General features: G+C 56.8%; 20 protein-coding genes. 11 read left to right on the top strand and 9 right to left on the bottom strand.

The window, feature by feature from the left end; all coding sequences use genetic code 11:
- The first annotated feature begins 4 nt into the window (after window positions 1-4).
- The 3 genes from uraH to M8318_RS09510 all read left to right on the top strand — a co-directional run bounded on the left by uraH (window position 5) and on the right by M8318_RS09510 (window position 2,713).
- Window positions 5-418, top strand: a complete 414-nt coding sequence (gene uraH / locus M8318_RS09520; protein ID WP_262662215.1) for a hydroxyisourate hydrolase — start codon at window positions 5-7, stop codon at window positions 416-418.
- A gap of 102 nt (window positions 419-520) precedes the next feature.
- Window positions 521-1,480 carry a YbgA family protein gene (locus M8318_RS09515; RefSeq protein ID WP_225759883.1) on the top strand — a complete coding sequence of 320 codons (960 nt, stop codon included), beginning with the start codon at window positions 521-523 and terminating at the stop codon, window positions 1,478-1,480.
- A gap of 144 nt (window positions 1,481-1,624) precedes the next feature.
- A complete protein-coding gene (locus M8318_RS09510) occupies window positions 1,625-2,713 on the top strand; it encodes an AAA family ATPase (RefSeq protein WP_262662212.1) in 1,089 nt (362 codons plus the stop codon).
- 8 nt (window positions 2,714-2,721) lie between these two features.
- Here M8318_RS09510 and M8318_RS09505 read toward each other — a convergent pair whose 3' ends face one another.
- The 5 genes from M8318_RS09505 to M8318_RS09485 form a co-directional block, all read right to left on the bottom strand.
- Entirely contained in the window at window positions 2,722-3,684 is a 963-nt protein-coding gene (locus M8318_RS09505) for a GlxA family transcriptional regulator (RefSeq protein WP_262662210.1), read from the bottom strand.
- Window positions 3,685-3,710: 26 nt separating this feature from the next.
- A complete protein-coding gene (locus tag M8318_RS09500) occupies window positions 3,711-4,490 on the bottom strand; it encodes an MBL fold metallo-hydrolase (RefSeq protein WP_262662208.1) in 780 nt (259 codons plus the stop codon).
- Between the two features lie 138 nt (window positions 4,491-4,628).
- A complete protein-coding gene (gene nlpA / locus M8318_RS09495; protein WP_262662207.1) occupies window positions 4,629-5,432 on the bottom strand; it encodes a lipoprotein NlpA in 804 nt (267 codons plus the stop codon).
- Window positions 5,433-5,825: 393 nt separating this feature from the next.
- A complete protein-coding gene (locus M8318_RS09490; RefSeq protein WP_262662205.1) occupies window positions 5,826-6,086 on the bottom strand; it encodes an antitoxin in 261 nt (86 codons plus the stop codon).
- A gap of 117 nt (window positions 6,087-6,203) precedes the next feature.
- Complete coding sequence (locus tag M8318_RS09485) at window positions 6,204-7,703, bottom strand: MDR family MFS transporter (protein ID WP_408612228.1); 1,500 nt, start codon at window positions 7,701-7,703, stop codon at window positions 6,204-6,206.
- A gap of 78 nt (window positions 7,704-7,781) precedes the next feature.
- On the opposite strand from M8318_RS09485, the gene M8318_RS09480 reads away from it, so the two are divergent.
- A complete protein-coding gene (locus M8318_RS09480) occupies window positions 7,782-8,441 on the top strand; it encodes a TetR/AcrR family transcriptional regulator (protein ID WP_262662202.1) in 660 nt (219 codons plus the stop codon).
- On the opposite strand, the gene M8318_RS09475 is transcribed toward M8318_RS09480, so the two are convergent.
- A complete protein-coding gene (locus tag M8318_RS09475; protein ID WP_262662200.1) occupies window positions 8,438-8,857 on the bottom strand; it encodes a GNAT family N-acetyltransferase in 420 nt (139 codons plus the stop codon). The two genes, M8318_RS09480 and M8318_RS09475, sit on opposite strands and share 4 nt — an antisense overlap.
- A gap of 12 nt (window positions 8,858-8,869) precedes the next feature.
- The gene (locus M8318_RS09470) at window positions 8,870-9,148 is read right to left on the bottom strand and encodes a hypothetical protein (RefSeq protein WP_262662199.1); all 279 of its coding nucleotides are present in this window, start codon (window positions 9,146-9,148) and stop codon (window positions 8,870-8,872) included.
- 29 nt (window positions 9,149-9,177) lie between these two features.
- Here M8318_RS09470 and M8318_RS09465 point away from each other — a divergent pair, with 29 nt between their 5' ends.
- Window positions 9,178-9,474: a YicS family protein gene (locus tag M8318_RS09465; RefSeq protein ID WP_262662197.1), complete on the top strand. Its 297-nt coding sequence runs from the start codon at window positions 9,178-9,180 to the stop codon at window positions 9,472-9,474.
- A 36-nt stretch (window positions 9,475-9,510) separates the two neighbouring features.
- Here the strand turns inward: M8318_RS09465 and M8318_RS09460 are convergent, their stop codons facing one another.
- Window positions 9,511-10,458: a LacI family DNA-binding transcriptional regulator gene (locus M8318_RS09460; protein WP_262662196.1), complete on the bottom strand. Its 948-nt coding sequence runs from the start codon at window positions 10,456-10,458 to the stop codon at window positions 9,511-9,513.
- Window positions 10,459-10,752: 294 nt separating this feature from the next.
- Here M8318_RS09460 and M8318_RS09455 point away from each other — a divergent pair, with 294 nt between their 5' ends.
- The 6 genes from M8318_RS09455 to M8318_RS09430 all read left to right on the top strand — a co-directional run bounded on the left by M8318_RS09455 (window position 10,753) and on the right by M8318_RS09430 (window position 16,693).
- Window positions 10,753-11,067: a PTS sugar transporter subunit IIB gene (locus M8318_RS09455; protein WP_032615638.1), complete on the top strand. Its 315-nt coding sequence runs from the start codon at window positions 10,753-10,755 to the stop codon at window positions 11,065-11,067.
- A 12-nt stretch (window positions 11,068-11,079) separates the two neighbouring features.
- The gene (locus M8318_RS09450; protein WP_106995599.1) at window positions 11,080-12,405 is read left to right on the top strand and encodes a PTS sugar transporter subunit IIC; all 1,326 of its coding nucleotides are present in this window, start codon (window positions 11,080-11,082) and stop codon (window positions 12,403-12,405) included.
- Window positions 12,406-12,422: 17 nt separating this feature from the next.
- Window positions 12,423-13,808, top strand: coding sequence for a glycoside hydrolase family 1 protein (locus M8318_RS09445; RefSeq protein WP_262662194.1), 1,386 nt, complete (start codon window positions 12,423-12,425; stop codon window positions 13,806-13,808).
- A gap of 11 nt (window positions 13,809-13,819) precedes the next feature.
- Window positions 13,820-14,122, top strand: coding sequence for a PTS lactose/cellobiose transporter subunit IIA (locus M8318_RS09440; protein WP_072250852.1), 303 nt, complete (start codon window positions 13,820-13,822; stop codon window positions 14,120-14,122).
- A 159-nt stretch (window positions 14,123-14,281) separates the two neighbouring features.
- Complete coding sequence (locus M8318_RS09435; RefSeq protein ID WP_262662192.1) at window positions 14,282-15,661, top strand: carbohydrate porin; 1,380 nt, start codon at window positions 14,282-14,284, stop codon at window positions 15,659-15,661.
- Between the two features lie 126 nt (window positions 15,662-15,787).
- Complete coding sequence (locus tag M8318_RS09430) at window positions 15,788-16,693, top strand: DMT family transporter (protein WP_262662191.1); 906 nt, start codon at window positions 15,788-15,790, stop codon at window positions 16,691-16,693.
- A gap of 37 nt (window positions 16,694-16,730) precedes the next feature.
- Here M8318_RS09430 and nepI read toward each other — a convergent pair whose 3' ends face one another.
- Window positions 16,731-17,921, bottom strand: coding sequence for a purine ribonucleoside efflux pump NepI (gene nepI / locus M8318_RS09425; protein WP_262662189.1), 1,191 nt, complete (start codon window positions 17,919-17,921; stop codon window positions 16,731-16,733).
- Between the last annotated feature and the right edge of the window lie 109 nt (window positions 17,922-18,030).

Below are 18,030 nucleotides of genomic sequence, written 5' to 3'. Positions count from 1 at the left end.
GATGATGAAAAAAACTGCCCCTCTGCTGATGCTGGCCGCCATGGCCTTTGCCCCTGTCGCCTTTGGCGCTGCCCCTGCCGGCACCCTGAGCGTGCATATCCTTGACCAGCAAACCGGTACGCCGCCGCCGGGCGTCACCGTCACGCTGGAAAAGCAGCAGCAGGATAAATGGACCCCGCTCGCCAGCGGCAAAACTGACCAGGACGGCCGCATCAAGTCGCTCTACCCGGCGGATCAGGATATGCAGCCTGGCGTCTATAAAGTGACCTTCAAAACGGCAGAGTACTTCCACGGCAACAAGCTGGAGTCATTCTTCCCGGAGATCCCGGTGCTGTTTACCGTCACCCGCACCAACGAAAAACTGCACATTCCGTTGCTGCTGAGCCAGTACGGTTACTCGACCTATAAGGGCAGCTAAAACTCATTGTTCTGTATAGATAAAAAAATATGACGCCGCCAATACCTGGACAAAATAATCATTTTGTGTAACTTTTAGAGTATCACTCTGGAGGTACACATCATGACAACGAAACCTGTGCTGGGTATTAGCGGATGTTTGACCGGTTCCGCCGTTCGCTTCGACGGCGGGCATAAGCGTATGGGCTTTGTCATGGATGAGCTGGCCGAATGGGTCAATTTCCGTCCTGTGTGTCCGGAAATGGCGATCGGCCTGCCGACGCCTCGTCCGGCCCTGCGTCTGACGAAGACCGCCAGCGGTGAAACCCAGATGCGCTTCAGCAAAGCGCCTCATGAAGACGTTACCCAAAAAATGGCCGATTTTGCGGCGGGTTATGTGCCGAAAATGGGCGATCTCTGCGGATTTATCGTCTGCGCCAAATCGCCAAGCTGCGGCATGGAGCGCGTGCGGCTGTACGATGAAAAGGGTAACGCGGGCCGCAAGGAGGGTGTCGGGCTGTTCACCGCCGCCCTGCTTGAGAAATGGCCGTGGCTGCCGGTGGAGGAAGATGGACGCCTGCACGACGCGGTGCTGCGGGAGAACTTTGTTGAGCGGGTTTTCGCTCTCCATGAGCTGAATACGCTGCGGGCACAAGGCCTGACGCGCCGCGCGCTGTTGGACTTCCACAGCCGGTACAAACTCCAGCTGCTGGCGCACCATCAGGCGGGCTACCGGGAGATCGGGCCGTTCGTCGCCTCGCTGCACGAGTGGGAAGACCTGGACGCTTTCTTCGAGGCGTACCGCGAAAAACTGATGATGATCCTCAGTAAACCGGCTTCGCGGAAAAACCACACTAACGTCCTGATGCATATTCAGGGCTATTTCCGTAATCAACTGAACAGCCGCCAGCGCGGTGAACTGCGCGACGTGATCCTGCATTACCGTGACGGATTACTGCCCATTCTCGCCCCGCTCACGCTGCTGAAACATTATCTGGCCGAATACCCTGACCGGTATCTGATGACGCAAAACTACTTTGATCCCTATCCTGACGATCTGGGTTTGCGACTGGCCGTCATCTGAATGTCAAACGCGAGGCCCCATTGACCCTGAGAGGCCCGAAGCACTACCCCGTTTAGACGACACCTCACTGTCGTCTTTTTTTTTGCACTTTGCCTGGAACACTGTAACTCTGTACAGGTTTAGTCCGCAAAAGTGGGTACGTCGATGATCAACACCCTGCACATTCAAAACTATCGCTCGATTCGCGACCTGTCGCTGGATCTGCAGCAGCTCAATATCGTTTTCGGCCCGAACGGCACCGGAAAATCCAATATCTACAAGGCGATCCACCTGATGCACAGCGCGGCGCAGGGGCAGTTTTCCCAGGCGCTGGCCAATGAAGGTGGGATTTTAAAGGTCTTCTGGGCAGGTAAAACCCGCAGCGACCAGCTTAGGCGCATGAACCTGGCGGTGGAAACAGAGACCTACGAATATGAACTGCAGGTGGGCTTTGTTGAGAAGCTGCCCTATCCCTCGCAGTTTCAGCTCGATCCGGTGATCAAAGAGGAGTCCATCTGGCTGAGCGGCCAGCACCGACGCCCGTCGTCACAGCTGATGAAGCGCAAGAATCAGGCCGTGTTTCTCAATAACGTACATCACGAAAAGGTGACCCACAGCGGCACGCTGTACGAGAACGAATCGGTGTTCGGGCAGTTGGGTGAGCCGCACCTCTACCCAGAGGTGTCGCAGATGCGCGAGTCCCTGCGTAACTGGCGCTTTTATCATGAGTTTTCCGTCTCATCCGGCTCGGCGATCCGTGCCCCGCAGGTGGGGTTCCGCTCCCCGGTGCTGGCCAGCGACGGTGCCAATCTGGCCGCGGCCTTTCAGACCATCGTCGAGATTGGCGACGAGCTGCTGCTGATGCGCATCCTCGACCAGGCCTTCCCCGGCTGCGTGTTTTACAGCGATAACACCGGGGGACGTTTCCGCATGATGATGCAGCGCGAAGGCTTAAGCCGACCGCTGGAGCCCGCGGAGTTCTCCGACGGCACGCTGCGTTTTCTCTGTCTGGCGGTGGCGCTGTTAAGCCCGCGTCCGCCCGCGTTTATCGCCCTCAACGAACCGGAAAACAGCCTGCATCCGCAGATGCTGCCTGCGCTGGCGAGCCTGATTGCCGAGGCCAGCCGTTACTCGCAGATCTGGCTCACCAGCCACTCGCCGGAACTGGCGATGCTGATTGAAAAGCACCGATCGTTTTCGCTGTATCAGCTGTCGATGGTGGAGGGGGAGACGAGGATGGAGAAGCTGGGGTAAATGTTGCGCTACCCGGCCTGACTCTGCGTGCGGAAAGTTTTACGCCACTCCGCCGGGCTGACACCAAAGCGGGCCTTAAACTGCTGGCGCAGGGTCACGGCGGAAAGATACCCCACCTGCTCCGCCACCGCCTCAACGGGCAGATTGCTGCTCTCCAGCAGCAGCTGGCTACGCCGCAGGCGTTCGGCGGTGATCCACGATACGACGCTCATTCCGGTGGCTTTCATAAAATGGCGGGTCAGCGTGCGGCGACTCATCGCCACGCTCTCTGCCAGCGCATCCAGGTTCAGCGGCTGGCTGATATTATGCTGAAGATAATCGATCAGGTTGTTAATCCGCGCATCGCGGGTCGTTTCCGGCACCGGCTGGGCGATAAACTGCGCCTGCCCGCCCTCGCGGTGCGGCGGCACAATCATCCGCCTGGCAATCTGATTGGCGACCACGCTGCCAAAGCGCTGACGGATGATATACAGGCAGCAGTCCAGCGCGGCGGCAGTGCCAGCAGAGGTGATAATGTTGTCGTCATCGACGTACAGGGCGTTGATATCCAGCTGCACCGCCGGGAACAGCGACTGGAACTGGCGCTCAAACTCCCAGTGGGTCGCTGCCCGTTTGCCGTTCAGAATGCCGGCGTATCCGAGAACAAAGGATCCCAGACACAGCCCGACGATTTCCGCCCCGTTGTCTCTGGCCTGCACCAGGCTGTCGAGCAACGTCTGCGGCGGGCGTTCAAGCACATGAGCCCAGTAAGGCACCACCACGATATCGGCCTGCCTGATGGCGGAATAATCGTGCGTGGCATTGAGGGCGAAACCATCCCGGGAAGTCAATAACCCCGGATTTTCGGCGCAGATCGTTACGTTAAAGCGCTTTTTACCCGATACGCTATCGCCAAACAAAATGCAGGGCACGGAGTAGTGAAAGGGGCTGAACCCGTCGACGGCAACAATCGCCACTGTTGTAAGCTTCACATTGTTCTCCTTTGCCCTGATGCTTCTCAGACTATAACGCTTTCCCCGTCCTCGGGAATGATCACCGCCTCACCCATCTGGTTGGCGTCCACATATTCCCGCAGCGCACTGCGCGTCAGCAGGCAGTGGTTGATCGCTTCCATATGGACGGCGACAAGTTTTGCCTGCGGCAGCAGGAAGTGCACATTCAGCACATCTTCCGCGCCCATAATGATGGGCCCGAAGCCGATCACATGCGCGTACCCGGCATTAAGCACCACCACATCCGGCTGTAGCTTTTGCAGTTCGTCGGCGACCTGCGGGCGCAAAATGGTGTCGCCTGCAATCAGCAGCGTTTTTTCTTCAGGATGGCGAAACACCACGCCGCACGCCTCACCGAGCATCTCCGCCAGCTCAGGCACCGCGTAAGCGCGGTCGGTGCCGTGCTGACCGCCGTGGGTTTTGCTGAGCTGGATCGCGCCAAATGGCGTGTTGTCCGTCAAAACGGTCAGATTGCGGAAACCCTGACTGCGCAGCAGCTGCGCGTCATCGTCGTGCTGAACAAAGATCGGCATCGCTTTGGCGATCCGCTCGATGGCGTGTTGATCCCAGTGATCGGCATGGGTATGGGTGACGATTACCGCATCGACATCCAGCAGGCTTTCCACCGCGCAGGGCAGCTCCACCGTCGGGTTGCGGATCTCCGCCCGGGCGGTGCCGGGGAAACCAGGGTAAGCGTCTTTGGGTGCCAGCAGCGGGTCAATCAGAAAGCGTTTTCCGGCGTAGGTGATGAGCTGCGTCGCGTTGCGAATGTGGGTAATGTTCATGGTCTGTTCTCCGGTTAGTATGCGGAAAGCATAGCCGGAGGACAGGCGACAGGATGTGGGCAAAAGGGCATTCAGCGATGGGATCGGGCCAATTTGTTTCTGGCCGCGACGAAAGGTCTCGTCGCGGCACGATTAACGTTATTCCCAGCCCGGCACTGCCCCGCCGTTAAAGATGGTCTCTGCCGCCTTCGCCACTTCTGGCGACTGATACGACTGAATAAACTCCTTCACGTTTTCCGCATCTTTGTTGTCTTCCCGCGTCACGACGATATTCACGTACGGCGAGTTTTTATCTTCGATAAAGACGCTGTCATGCACCGGCGACAGCCCGGTTTGCTGGAGATAGGTGGTGCTGATAATCGCCACATCCACTTTCGGATCGTCCAGCACGCGCGGCAGCTGCGCCCCTTCCAGCTCCATAATGTTCAGCTTTTTTGGATTAGCGGTGATATCCAGCGCCGTTGGCAGCAAACCGACGTCCGGTTTCAGGGCGATCAGCTTTTCGTTTTGCAGCAGCAACAGCGCGCGGCCCAGGTTGGTCGGGTCATTCGGGATAGCGATAGTCGCCCCGTCCTTGAGCTCCGCCACCGACTTGATCTTGCGGGAATAGCCCGCCATCGGGAAGACAAAGGTATTGCCGACGGCCACCAGCTTGTAGCCGTGAGCTTTATTGTCTTCTGCCAGGAACGGACGATGCTGGAAGACGTTGGCATCCAGTTCGCCGTGGCTTGTCGCATCGTTCGGCAGCAGCGAGCCGCTAAAACCCACCAGCTCGACATCAAGGCCGAACTTCTCTTTCGCCACTTTTTTGGCGACCTCCGCCACGTCCTGCTCGGCACCGTTAATCACGCCGACTTTGATATGTTTGGCATCGCTGCCGTTTTGATCACAGCCTGCCAGCAGCAGGCCAGCCAGAAGAAGCGCACCCAATTGAAGTTTCACCCGTCATATCCTTTTGATAACTGTTTTATCGACTATATCGGCAACGCAGCGGCAGGCTAAAAAACGAAATGGCATCAATAAGAAGGATAAGTTATATGCGGGTATTGCCGGGTGGCGGCTTCGCCTTACCCGGCCTACGTAAATACAGGGCGAACTGCTGTAGGCCCGGTAAGCGTAGCGCCACCGGGCGTTGAGGTTCAGGCAGCGGTGGTCCAATCCTCGATAGTCAGTTCCTGCACCATCCCGAAGGCACGACGCCGTAAAGCAGTTCAGCCTCCGTTACGCTTGAAATACACATCTCTTCTGGTGCTTTTCGAGAATAATGATCTACCACGCCAGGGTGCTGCCTCACCAGGTGACTTACTATGTTTGTGTCCGGCATATGCAGCATTTCTATAATCCTTCAAAAGGATCTCTTGTCGTATAGCTCTGATTGCGCTCCTCCTTGCTCAGGAATGAGTCAGGTACCTGCGTTTGCTTCAGCAAACGCAAAAAATTCTCCCTGTGCTTTTCTTTCTCTGACATAGCCCTCAAAACAACATTTCCCTCCTCATCCCGCCGGATCCAGACGCTCTCCGTATCAAACGCGAACTCATCTGGCAGTAACACCGCCTGATTCCGCCCTTTTTTAAACAGCTTTGCTTTACGTTCCATCGCAACCTCTGCTGGTTTATTGACCAGCCCAAAGCATGCGCCAGCAGCGTTAAGGAAGACAAGCCTGGTCGTTCAGATTCGGAAAGCGACTCGCAACAATTAGCGGAATCGCTAACCTTACGCCTCCCGCTTGCGCAGCGGCGTCTCGCGTAAAAACCACGACAGCACAAAGGCCAGCACCATAATCCCTGCGGCCATCAGGAATACCGCATGAATGGCGGAGCCAAAGGCGTCCAGATAGTCGAGACGCAGGGCGTCAGGCAGATGGTGAATCGCAACAGGGTTCAGCTCCCGCGGCAGTTCGGTGCCCTCGGGTATCCGCGCCATCAGGCCCGACTGCAATACCTGGGTGAAGACCGCACCAAACAGCGCCACGCCAATCGCCCCGCCGATGGAGCGGAACAGGGTCACGCCGGAGGTCGCTACCCCATACTGATCCGCAGAGACGCTGTTCTGCACCGCCAGCACCAGGACCTGCATCACCAGACCCAGCCCGGCCCCCAGCACGCCGGTAAACAGGTACAGCTGCCAGACCGGCGAATCAATGGTGATCCGGGTGAGTAACGTCATCCCGACTACCCCCAGCAGGGTGCCGATGATTGGGAACAGGCGGTACTTCCCGGTGCGGCTGATAATGCGGCCGCTGATAATCGAGGTCAGCAGCAGCCCGCCCATCAGCGGGATCAGCTGTAGCCCGGCCTCGGTCGGGGTGGCCTCTTTGACAATCTGCAGATAGAGCGGCAGGAAGGTCACCGATCCAAACAGCGACATACCGATAATAAAGCCAATCAGGCTGCACAGCAGGAAGCTGCGATCCCGGAACAGCGACAGGGGAATAATCGGCTCCCACGCCAGCCGCTCTTCGTAGATAAACCCGGCGATGCCCGTCAGGCCAAAGGCCAGAATGCACCACAGCTGCGGGTCGCTCCACTCGCGCACCGTGCCCCCTTCGCTGGTAAACAGGATGATGCACAGCAGCGCCATGCTGAGATAAATCGCCCCCAGATAGTCGATCTCATGCTTATTGCGCCTCGCGCTGCCCTGGAAGACCGCGCCAATCACCAGCAGGGCAAACACCCCCAGCGGCAGGTTGATGTAAAAAATCCAGCGCCAGGAGGCGTGCTGTACCAGAAAACCGCCGACCAGCGGGCCAATGACTGTCGCCAGACCAAAGACCCCGCCGAACAGCCCCTGATAGCGGCCGCGATCCGCTGGCGGAATGACATCAGCCACCGCCGCCATGCTGATCACCATCAGCCCGCCGCCGCCAAGCCCCTGCAGGGCGCGCATCAGCACCAGTTGGGTCATGTTCTGCGCCAGCCCGCACAGGGCCGAGCCCACCAGAAACAGCACAATCGCGATTTGCAGTACGATTTTGCGACCAAAGAGATCGCCAAACTTGCCGTACAGCGGCACCACGATAGTGGAACTCAGGATGTAGGCTGTCACCACCCAGGAGAGCTTATCCAGCCCGCCCAGCTCACCCACAATGGTCGGCAACGCCGTAGAGACGATGGTCTGATCGAGGGCCGAAAGCAGCATCACCAGCAGGAGCGCGCTGAAAAGCAGCCGTATGGAGGGCGCGTTTTTGGTTTGCATTGTCGAATCGGACGCCATAAAACACCGCTTGAAATTAATTAATTGGGTAATTAATATTTAATGAAGTTATGAATCAGGTCAAGGGATCCTCCGCGCATGTCAGCACATAAAGATAATTCTGAGCCCACGCCACAGGCCCGTCGCCCGGGACGTCCGCGCGGGAGCAAACCCACCGCCACCAGCCGGGAACAGCTGCTGGATATCGCCCTCGATCTCTTTGCGCGTCAGGGGATTGCCCGCACCTCCCTTAACGCCATTGCCAAAGAGGCGGGCGTGACGCCAGCGATGCTGCACTACTACTTCAACTCCCGGGAGCAACTGCTTGATGCGATGATCGAGGAGCGCTTTCTGCCGCTTCGCAGCGCCATCGGAGCGCTTTTCAGCGCCCATCCGGACGATCCGGTCACCGCCCTGACGTTGATGGTGAAAAAGCTGGCGGATCTGGCCGTCGAGCACCGCTGGTTCGCGCCGCTGTGGATGCAGGAAGTGATAGGAGAAATGCCGGTGCTGCGGGCACATCTGCAGGCCCGGTTTGGCGATGAAAAATATCAGGCGATGCTGGAGACCATCGCCCGCTGGCAGCAGGAGGGAAAACTGAACCGCGATCTGGCACCCGAGCTGCTGTTCACCACCCTGTTAAGCCTGGTGCTGGTGCCCTTCTCACGGATGCGCAATGACGAGAGGTTACATACCCTCTCGCCTGACAGCGTCGTGCGCCATGCGCTGGCGGTGATCGGTAGCGGTATTGGCGCTTAAAGCGCCTTCGACAGGTAGTGACGCTGGATCCCCGCATACGGGAAATCGTTCAGCGTCATCTCTAGCTGATAGCCCTGCTTTTCATAAAACGGACGCGCCTGGAAACTGAAGGTATCTACCAGCGCGTGGCGGCATCCCTGGCGTTTGGCTTCGCCTTCGGCGGCCTGCATCAGCCGGCGGCCAAGCCCACTGCCGCGCTTTTCGTCGCTAACCCACAGATATTTAATGTTCAGCCACTCACCCTGACGGTTGCCGATAAGCCCGCCGTGCATTTTGCCGCCCTCATCGCGGGCATATACGGCGATATCATTCCCCACGCGGGAAAAATCAATAAACTGGCTGTTGTAGACCCGCAACTGCTGCTCTAACTCTTCCTGATCTTGTCCAGTAATGGTGTCGGTAATACTCAGTTGCATTTCATTCTCCCGTTACGTTGCACGTCGACTATCCCACATTCTGCCGCCGATAAAAACACCAAATCTGGCGTAACACGCGCTAAAAAATGTATGCGCAATCAATGCAAAATTGCCTTTGCGAGCAGCATCACCCTTTATTGCACGGCTGCCGTCTGCCGTCACAAATTTTTCTTGCGGGCTTGCCTGTCCGGCAAATTCTGCGGCTACGCTTATTCGTACCTCAGCGCAACTATTGGCAAAATTAATACTTTCGGCTTGGGTCGCAAATGCGGATGTAACGATATATTTCATAAACGTATGTGGTTTTCCCGGAGGTTTCCATGAAGTCAGCGCACCTGTTTTGCCTGGTAGTCTGCCTGCTTTTTGCCGCCTTCGTTCATGCTCAGGACCTGAACGACCCGGTAAAATTAGAACAAATGAAACAGTCGGTTTTGAAGGATGTGAAGAAAGCCTGTGCCCCGCAACGCAAGCAAAGTGATAAAGAGTGGCAGGCGATGATCATGGCCTCTGAGGCCAATAAGATGCTGGTCAAAAATGCGGTCGTGGCGATGGAGCGGAACAATCAGGAAGGATACTGGGATGCCGTGAGTCAGGTGGACTGCATGGAGGATTACTGATTAGGCATTAAGGGGCTCTGCAGCCCCCTTACTTTTTTAGCGTCGCACATCCGGAATAATCAAATCCCCACGCAGCACATACGAACCCAGCATCTGGGTCTTCTCGTTTAGCCAGCTGACGATACGCGCCGCCATGGCATCCATCGAGTACTCAATCGCTGGTATGGTCGGAATGCCCGGCAGATGCAGTGACCCCGCCAGACTGAAGACCATGATATCCCCCGGGACTGACCTGTTGAAGGCCTGCAACTGCGGGATCACCCGCTGTGCTTCCTGTTCGTCGGCCACCAGTAAGGCGTTGAAATTAACGGTGCTGGCGTTATTGAGCAGCTCCTGCAGGGCCACAGAGGATGACGTGGCGTCCATAAAGACCAGGTTGCGATTAAACGGCAGGAAGTTCTTTTCCAGCCCATGCTTGTAGCCCAGCAGCACCTGATCGGCAAAACCGCTGCCGTGCGGATGGATCAGGGCAATCTGGCGTCGCCCCTGGCTGGCAAGGAAGTTACAGGCGGTTTCCGCGGCAAACGCATGGTCATACTGGATGCTATTGACGTTATTCGTTTCCATGCAGTCCACCAGGATGACATTCTCCTGATCGATCTGCAGCGGGAAACGGGCGCCAATAATCAGAATGTCATCGCATAACCCGCAGGAGAGTTCATCCAGCGCGCTCATGACTTCGGCTTTGGTGTTGGCGAAGCGAAGCAGCAGGTGCTTCTGGTGCTGGCTGAGGTGTTTTTCCAGCGCGTACAGGTAACCGGTGGTCTGGTTAATGTTGTCCTGGGCGCAAATGACGCCGATACAGCCGGTAGACTGGCTGAGCAGCGACTGGGCAATCACATTTGGCCGATAGTTCAGCTCTTCCACTGCTTTCAGTACGGCCTGGCGGCTGGCTTCCTTCACGCCGCGCGACCCGCTCAACACCCGTGATACCGTGGCTTTGGACACCCCGGCCAGACGTGATACATCGTTGATTGTAGACATCTTTATCCCCTGACAGGTCGCTCCAGGCCCCTGTAATTCCTGATTCCACTTCGGCTCATATTATAGCCACTCAGGAGTATATCTGTTTCCGTTTTCCATGGAAACCGATTTTCCGTTTCCACTCCATATGATGCAAAAGCAGCCAAAATTCGTGACCTGAATCTTATAATCAGGCCCCATAAGCAAGGGATCTTGATGGCTGTCACACTTCTGTCTTATATCAATGGAAACCGGTTTCCATATGTTATCCAATCATCTCCGCAATAACTATTTACATTTTGAGGATGGTTGTCGATGTTCAAGATAATGCTGTGCTGTTCTGCCGGGATGTCCACCAGCCTGCTGGTACGGAAAATGGTCGAAGCCGCGAACGAACGCGGTTTACCGGTCAAAATCGATGCGTACGGTGTTTCAGAATTTGATACACAGTTTCCGCAATACCAGGTCGTGCTTCTCGGACCCCAGGTCAAATACATGTTAAAAACGCTCTCAGACAAGGCTGCCACCCAGGGCATACCCGTACAGTCCATCGATACCATGGATTACGGAATGCAACGTGGCGATAAGGTGCTGGACTATGCTCTGTCGCTCATCGAAGCGGCACACTAAGAAGGTGTTCTCATGAGTTCGTTATATCAATCTATGGTTGCCGTCATTGAGCAGTCCATTGCGCCACTGGCAGGCAAACTGGGCCAGCAGAAGTATGTGATTGCTATCCGCGACGGCTTTACCGCCGCGCTGCCGTTTATGATCATCGGCTCGTTTATGCTGGTCTTTATCTTCCCGCCGTTCTCTGCAGACACCACCAACAGCTTTGCCCGCGGCTGGCTCGATTTCTCCGAGACCTACCGCGAACAGCTGATGCTGCCGTTTAACCTCAGCATGGGGGTGATGACCTTCTTCATCTCCGTAGGGATTGGTGCCAGCCTTGGCCGTCAGTTTAATCTCGACCCGGTGATGTCCGGCCTGCTGGCCTTTATGGCGTTCCTGCTGGTGGCCGCCCCGTATGCCGACGGCAAAATCTCTACCCAGTATCTGTCGGGCCAGGGGATCTTCACCGCGCTGATCACCTCCATCTATGCCACCCGCGTTTACGCCTGGCTGAAGGATCATAAAGTCACCATCCGCCTGCCGAAAGAAGTGCCGACCGGCGTGGCGCGCTCGTTTGAAATCCTGATCCCGGTGGTGGTGATCATCGGTACGCTGCACCCGCTGAACCTGTTTATCGAAGCACAAACCGGGATGATCATTCCGCAGGCGATTATGCACCTGCTGGAGCCGCTGGTTTCCGCCTCTGACTCCCTGCCTGCCATTCTGCTCTCCGTGCTGCTGTGCCAGATCTTCTGGTTCGCCGGCATCCATGGCGCGCTGATTGTCACCGGCATCATGAACCCGTTCTGGATGGCTAACCTCTCTGCCAACCAGGCCGCCCTGGCTGCCGGTGCTGCGCTGCCGCATGTCTACCTGCAGGGCTTCTGGGATCACTACCTGCTGATTGGTGGCGTGGGCTCAACCCTGCCGCTGGCCTTCCTGCTGCTGCGCAGCCGCGTAACCCATCTGCGCACCATCGGCAAAATGGGCGTTGTGCCAAGTTTCTTTAATATCAATGAACCTATTCTGTTCGGTGCGCCGATCATCATGAACCCGATGCTGTTTATTCCATTCGTGTTCGTGCCGATGATCAACGCCTGTCTGGCGTATACCGCCACCAAACTCGGCTGGCTGGCCCAGGTCGTCTCGCTAACGCCGTGGACTACTCCAGCGCCAATTGGTGCCTCCTGGGCGGCAAACTGGGCCCTCAGCCCGGTGGTGATGTGCGTCATTTGTATGGTCATGTCGGCGGTGATGTATTTACCGTTCCTGCGTGCTTATGAGCGTTCTTTAATGAAAACCGAAGAACAAAAAGCGCAGGCAACCGTAGGTGCAGCAGAGACCGTCGGGAATTAAGTCAAAGAGGACGTTTTATGAAATATGCATTTCCCGAAAACTTCTGGTGGGGTAGCGCCTGTTCTGCACTGCAAACCGAAGGGGAAAGCCAGGGCAGTGGCAAGGGATTAACCACCTGGGATCACTGGTTCGCTACCGAGCCGAATCGCTTTCACAATGGGGTAGGGCCGCAGAATACTTCCACGTTTTATCAGCACTGGAAAGCCGACATTCAGCTGTTAAAGCAGCTGAACCACAATAGCTTTCGCACCTCGATAAGCTGGGCGCGTCTCATCCCGGAAGGCACCGGTGAAGTGAACCAGGAAGCGGTCACTTTCTACAATCAGGTGATCGACGAACTGATTGCCCAGGGTATCAAGCCGTTTATCACCCTGTTCCACTTCGACATGCCGATGGCGATGCAGGAGATTGGCGGGTGGGAAAACCGTGATGTGGTGGCGGCCTATGCCCGCTACGCAGAAACCTGCTTTGAGCTTTTTGGTGATCGGGTGATGCACTGGTTTACCTTTAACGAGCCGATTGTGCCGGTAGAGGGCGGGTATCTGTATGATTTCCACTACCCGAACGTGGTCGATTTCCGTCGTGCAGCCACCGTGGCCTATCACACCGTGCTGGCCCATGCGCAGGCGGTTCGCGCCTTCCGCGCTGGCCATTACCCTGGTGAGATTGGCATCGTACTGAACCTGACGCCGTCCTATCCGCGCTCGCAGAATCCGGCGGACGTGAAAGCCGCGCACCATTGCGACCTGCTGTTTAACCGCAGCTTCCTCGACCCGGTGCTGTGCGGTGAATACCCGGCGGATCTGGTGGCGATGCTGAAAGCACACGATCAGCTGCCTGCCTGTCTGCCGGAAGACAGCGCCCTGATTGCCGACGGCAAAATCGACCTGCTGGGCGTTAACTACTACCAGCCGCGTCGGGTGAAGTGCCGTGATTCGGCCATCAACCCGCAGGCACCGTTTATGCCGGAGTGGTTCTTCGATAGCTACGAGATGCCGGGCCGTAAAATGAACCCGTATCGCGGCTGGGAAATCTACGAGCCAGGTATTTACGATATTCTCATTAACCTGCGCGATAATTATGGCAACCCACGCTGTTTTATTTCTGAAAATGGTATGGGCGTCGAAAACGAGCAGCGTTTTATTGAGAATGGCCAGATTAACGATCAATACCGTATCGAGTTTATTTCTGAACACCTTAAATGGCTGCATAAAGGGATTAGCGAAGGCTGTAATTGCCTGGGCTACCATATGTGGACATTTATTGATAACTGGTCATGGTGTAATGCATATAAAAACCGCTACGGTTTTATCCAGCTGGATTTAACCACGCAGCAGCGCACCATTAAAAAGAGCGGAGAGTGGTTTGCCGCCACCTCTCTGAATAATAGTTTCGACATATAGAGTAACCGATGATGATTGCCTTAGAAGAAGCCGTAATGGAAATCATCGTCAATGCTGGTCAGTCGCGCAGCCTGTGCTTTGAAGCACTGCATGCTGCGCGGCAGGGCAACTTTGACGAAGCGAAAAGCCTGCTGCGCGAAGCCGATGGCTACGCGCGCCAGGCGCACCATATGCAGACCAAACTTATCGAGCAGGATGCGGGCGAAGCCCGTCAGCCGATGACGTTAATTATGGTGCACGCCCAGGATCACTTAATGAATTCGCTGCTGGCCCGTGAATTATCCGAAGAAATTATTCACCTCTATCAGCGGTAATAATAAATACTGGCAATGGAGAGAGTGTTACGAGAATAGTGTAAAGACTCTGTACCCTAAAAAATAAAAATCAACTTGTTCTGATGCCAGCGACATATTCTGTCAATCCGGAACGGGGTGGTTATTGTCTGAATAAAATTTAAATATATTGAGATAACCATGAATATGATTAAAAAACTTCCATTAACAATGGCGGTTCTCGCCGCGCTTTGCCCAATTTCTGTTCTCGCGCAGGAATTTACGCAGGAGCAAATCGACGCCATTGTGGCCAAAGCGGTGGATAAAGCCCTGGCGGATCGCCAGGCGAAAATGGATGCCGCGGTGGCGAAAAAAGCCGACGTCATTAACGAACCCCAGAGCGCCGCCCAGTCCCCGGATATGGCGATCCCGTTCGGGATTAAATTTACCGGTTATGCCCGCTACGGCGCGCACTTCCAGGCCGCCGATCAGAAATACGTTGCCGTGGACGGCTCCTACAACGGCGCCTCGGCGATTGGCCGTCTGGGTAACGAAAGCAACGGCGGCGAATTCCAGCTCTCGAAAGCCTTCAGGGGCGAAAACGGGGCCATCTGGGACGTCAACGTGATGATCGACCACTGGGGCGACGAGGTTAACCTGAAAAAGGCCTACGCCGGGGTGACCAATATTCTGGAGTCCAACCCGAACGCCTATCTGTGGGCCGGGCGTGACTTCCACCAGCGTCCGCAGCAGGGCATCAACGACTACTTCTGGATGAACCACGACGGCCAGGGCGCCGGGGTGAAGAACTTCGACATCGGCGGCGTGCAGTTTGACGTGGCCACCGTGGCGGCAGTGGAATCCTGTAGCCCGGAAGTGATGGATGACGAAGCCAACCCGTCGCGCATCACCTGTACCGGCGGCTCCGGCACCGGCGACAAAGGCAACTACGCCGCTACCTCCAAAATTCACGGCATGAAGCTCGGCCCGGTCGACCTGGAGCTGTACGCCAACTACGGCTTTGACTCGAAAGCCATCGACACCGACGAGCGGATGAACGCCTGGCAGGGCGGCGTGGTGCTGAGCCACACCAATGACAGCGGCGTCAACAAGGTGATCGCCCGTTACTCCGATAACTCGGACAACAGCGTGTTCAACAAAACCGAGGATCTGACCACGGTGTACGCCAGCTTCGAAGGTCTGCACAAGTTCACCCAGGCGACCCAGGTGGAGTACATTCTGGCCTTCCACGACTACGACAACAGCCGGGACAGCACCGACAACCGCAAGAACTACAATGCCATCGTGCGTCCGATGCACTGGTGGAACGACGTGCACTCCACCTGGCTGGAAGCGGGCTGGCAGCATGTGGATTACGACAACGGCGGGGATAACAAGGGCTGGAAGCTGACGCTGTCGCAGAACATCTCTATCGCCATGGGCCCGGAGTTCCGTCCGATGCTGCGCTTCTACGCCACCGGCGGCAAAGTGGATAACGAACGCACCGCCCGTGTGAACAACACCCAGGACGAAACGCTGGACGACTTCAACGTCGGCGCGATGTGGGAGGCGTGGTTCTAAGGTAAGTATTGCCGGGTGGCGCTGCGCTTACCCGGCCTACTAATTTTGTAGGCCCGCGCAAGCGCAGCGCCGCCGGGCAAGGCTCCCATGTTATGCTAGAAAAAAATCGACATAACAGGGGAGAACATGGGTTCCACACGTAAAGGAATGCTGAACGTCCTGATCGCCGCCATTTTATGGGGCAGCTCGGGGGTTTGCGCGCAGTACATCATGGAGAAGAGTCATATTTCCTCGCCTTATCTCACCATGGTTCGTCTGCTGTTCGCCGGGGTGATCCTGCTGACGCTCTCCTTCGTCCACGGCGACAAGATTTTCTCGGTCATCAAAAATCGCAAAGACGCCATCAGCCTGCTGATTTTTTCCCTTTTTGGGGCACTGATCGTCCAGCTCACCTTCCTGGTGACGATTGAAAAGTCTAACGCCGCTACCGCCACCGTGCTGCAGTTCCTCTCCCCGACCATTATCGTGGCGTGGTTCGCGCTGGCGCGCAAAAAGCGCCCGGGTATTTTCGTGCTGGCGGCGATCATGACCTCGCTGATCGGCACCTTTTTACTGGTCACCCACGGCGATCCGACCTCGCTGACTATCTCTCCGGCCGCGCTCTGCTGGGGCATCGCCTCCGCCTTCGCCGCAGCGTTTTATACCACCTACCCGTCCACGCTGATTGCCCGTTACGGCACCCTGCCGATCGTTGGCTGGAGTATGCTGCTGGCCGGGTTAATGCTGACCCCGTTCTATGCCGGGCGCGGCACCACCTTCATTATCGACGGCAGCCTGCTACTGGCATTCTTCTACCTGGTGGTGATCGGCACGTCGGTGACCTTCAGTCTGTATCTGAAAGGGGCGCAGATGATTGGCGGGCCAAAAGCGAGCATTCTGAGCTGCGCCGAGCCGCTGAGCAGCGCCCTGCTGTCGGTGATGTTACTGGGGGTGGCGTTCACCCTGCCGGACTGGCTGGGCACGCTGTTGATTGTGTCGTCGGTAGTGCTGATTTCGATGGATTCGAGAAGACGGGCTCAGATGTCCGTGTAGCCTGATGCCCTCTCCTGTCAGGGAGAGGGCCAAAAACTTACTGCGCCTTTACTTTACCCGCCACCAGCAGCGCCGTAATCAGCATTAATGTGCCGGAAATCACCAGCGGTGACGTCAGTCCCAGATGGTCAAGCGCAATGCCGCCCACCGCCGCACCGCAGGTGTTCGCCAGCTGGATCACCGCCACCTGAATCGACCCGGCTTTTTCCGCCTGATCCGCCAGCGAGCGGGTGATCCACGTCGACCAGCCCACCGGGATCAGCGCGAAGGCAAAGCCCCAGATAATTGCAATCGCCGAGGCCACCCACTTGTCGCTGCCCCACAGGATCAGCACGGCGGCGCTAATGGCCAGCACCAGCGGCGCACCTGCGAGAGCGAATTTCAGGGAGCGTTTCAGGAACTGGGCCGACAGCGAGGTGCCCACAAAGCTGGCGATACCGAAGCTCAGCAGCACCAGCGTCAGGCCATCGACGTCAAACCCGGCCATGGTCATAAACACCGGGCGGATGTAGGTAAAGAAGGCAAACTGCCCGGCGAACGACATGAAGATGGCGATCATCCCCGCCATCACGCCAGGGCGTTTCAGCAGGCTGAACATGTTCTGCTTATGGTGTGCAGCTTCGCCCGGCAGCGACGGCAGCGCTTTCCAGACCCACAGAATACACAGCAGTCCCATCACGGCGGCACCGTTAAAGACGTTACGCCAGCCGATGATCCCCCCGAGGAAACTGCCCAGCGGCGCGGCAATCACCAGCGCGATGGAGACCGCGCCGAAGATAACGGAGAGCGCTTTCGGCACGGTACGCGCCGGCACCAGCCGCATGGTGAGCGAGGCCGACATCGCCCAGAATCCGCCCAGCCCCAGCCCGAGGCAGGCGCGCCCCAACAGCAGCAACATAAAGTTATCGGCAAAGGAGACCAGCAGGCAGGAGAGCGTCAGCAGGACGCTAAAAAGAATGACTACTTTGCGGCGATCGGTGGTTCCAATTGCCTGGGTGATGAACAGGCTGGCAAACATGGCAACAAACGCGGTCACGGTGACCGACTGGCCCGCCAGCCCTTCAGAAATGCCCAGGTCCTGCGCCATCGGCGTCAGCAGGCTAACCGGCAAAAACTCCACGGTAATCAGGCAGGCGACGCAAAACGCCACGGAAAAAACCGCCGACCAGTTTGGGCGGGAGACCGCTTTGGCATGGGGCGAAGGGGCGGATTGGATCTGTTCTGTCATGGCATCACCTGAGGAGAAAACGAGCGGGAAAGCCGTGCAGTTTAACAGTTAAAGTGTGATCTATTTAACGTTTAGACAACTTTTGGCACTTTTTGCCGGGCGGCGCTGC

The sequence above is a fragment of the Leclercia tamurae genome (assembly GCF_025566055.1).
Classification (GTDB): domain Bacteria; phylum Pseudomonadota; class Gammaproteobacteria; order Enterobacterales; family Enterobacteriaceae; genus Enterobacter; species Enterobacter tamurae.
Note: the sequence above shows the minus strand (reverse complement) of the source record. Positions and strands in the feature narration are given on the sequence as shown.

Excerpts from the sequence above, each read along its gene's own strand:
- uraH (WP_262662215.1), top strand. The coding sequence starts at position 5 with ATGAAAAAAACTGCCCCTCTGCTGATGCTGGCCGCCATGGCCTTTGCC.
- M8318_RS09515 (WP_225759883.1), top strand. The coding sequence starts at position 521 with ATGACAACGAAACCTGTGCTGGGTATTAGCGGATGTTTGACCGGTTCC.
- M8318_RS09510 (WP_262662212.1), top strand. The coding sequence starts at position 1,625 with ATGATCAACACCCTGCACATTCAAAACTATCGCTCGATTCGCGACCTG.
- M8318_RS09500 (WP_262662208.1), bottom strand. The coding sequence starts at position 4,490 with ATGAACATTACCCACATTCGCAACGCGACGCAGCTCATCACCTACGCC.
- M8318_RS09490 (WP_262662205.1), bottom strand. The coding sequence starts at position 6,086 with ATGGAACGTAAAGCAAAGCTGTTTAAAAAAGGGCGGAATCAGGCGGTG.
- M8318_RS09485 (WP_408612228.1), bottom strand. The coding sequence starts at position 7,703 with ATGGCGTCCGATTCGACAATGCAAACCAAAAACGCGCCCTCCATACGG.
- M8318_RS09480 (WP_262662202.1), top strand. The coding sequence starts at position 7,782 with ATGTCAGCACATAAAGATAATTCTGAGCCCACGCCACAGGCCCGTCGC.
- M8318_RS09475 (WP_262662200.1), bottom strand. The coding sequence starts at position 8,857 with ATGCAACTGAGTATTACCGACACCATTACTGGACAAGATCAGGAAGAG.
- M8318_RS09470 (WP_262662199.1), bottom strand. The coding sequence starts at position 9,148 with ATGAAATATATCGTTACATCCGCATTTGCGACCCAAGCCGAAAGTATT.
- M8318_RS09465 (WP_262662197.1), top strand. The coding sequence starts at position 9,178 with ATGAAGTCAGCGCACCTGTTTTGCCTGGTAGTCTGCCTGCTTTTTGCC.
- M8318_RS09460 (WP_262662196.1), bottom strand. The coding sequence starts at position 10,458 with ATGTCTACAATCAACGATGTATCACGTCTGGCCGGGGTGTCCAAAGCC.
- M8318_RS09455 (WP_032615638.1), top strand. The coding sequence starts at position 10,753 with ATGTTCAAGATAATGCTGTGCTGTTCTGCCGGGATGTCCACCAGCCTG.
- M8318_RS09450 (WP_106995599.1), top strand. The coding sequence starts at position 11,080 with ATGAGTTCGTTATATCAATCTATGGTTGCCGTCATTGAGCAGTCCATT.
- M8318_RS09445 (WP_262662194.1), top strand. The coding sequence starts at position 12,423 with ATGAAATATGCATTTCCCGAAAACTTCTGGTGGGGTAGCGCCTGTTCT.
- M8318_RS09440 (WP_072250852.1), top strand. The coding sequence starts at position 13,820 with ATGATTGCCTTAGAAGAAGCCGTAATGGAAATCATCGTCAATGCTGGT.
- M8318_RS09435 (WP_262662192.1), top strand. The coding sequence starts at position 14,282 with ATGAATATGATTAAAAAACTTCCATTAACAATGGCGGTTCTCGCCGCG.
- M8318_RS09430 (WP_262662191.1), top strand. The coding sequence starts at position 15,788 with ATGGGTTCCACACGTAAAGGAATGCTGAACGTCCTGATCGCCGCCATT.
- nepI (WP_262662189.1), bottom strand. The coding sequence starts at position 17,921 with ATGACAGAACAGATCCAATCCGCCCCTTCGCCCCATGCCAAAGCGGTC.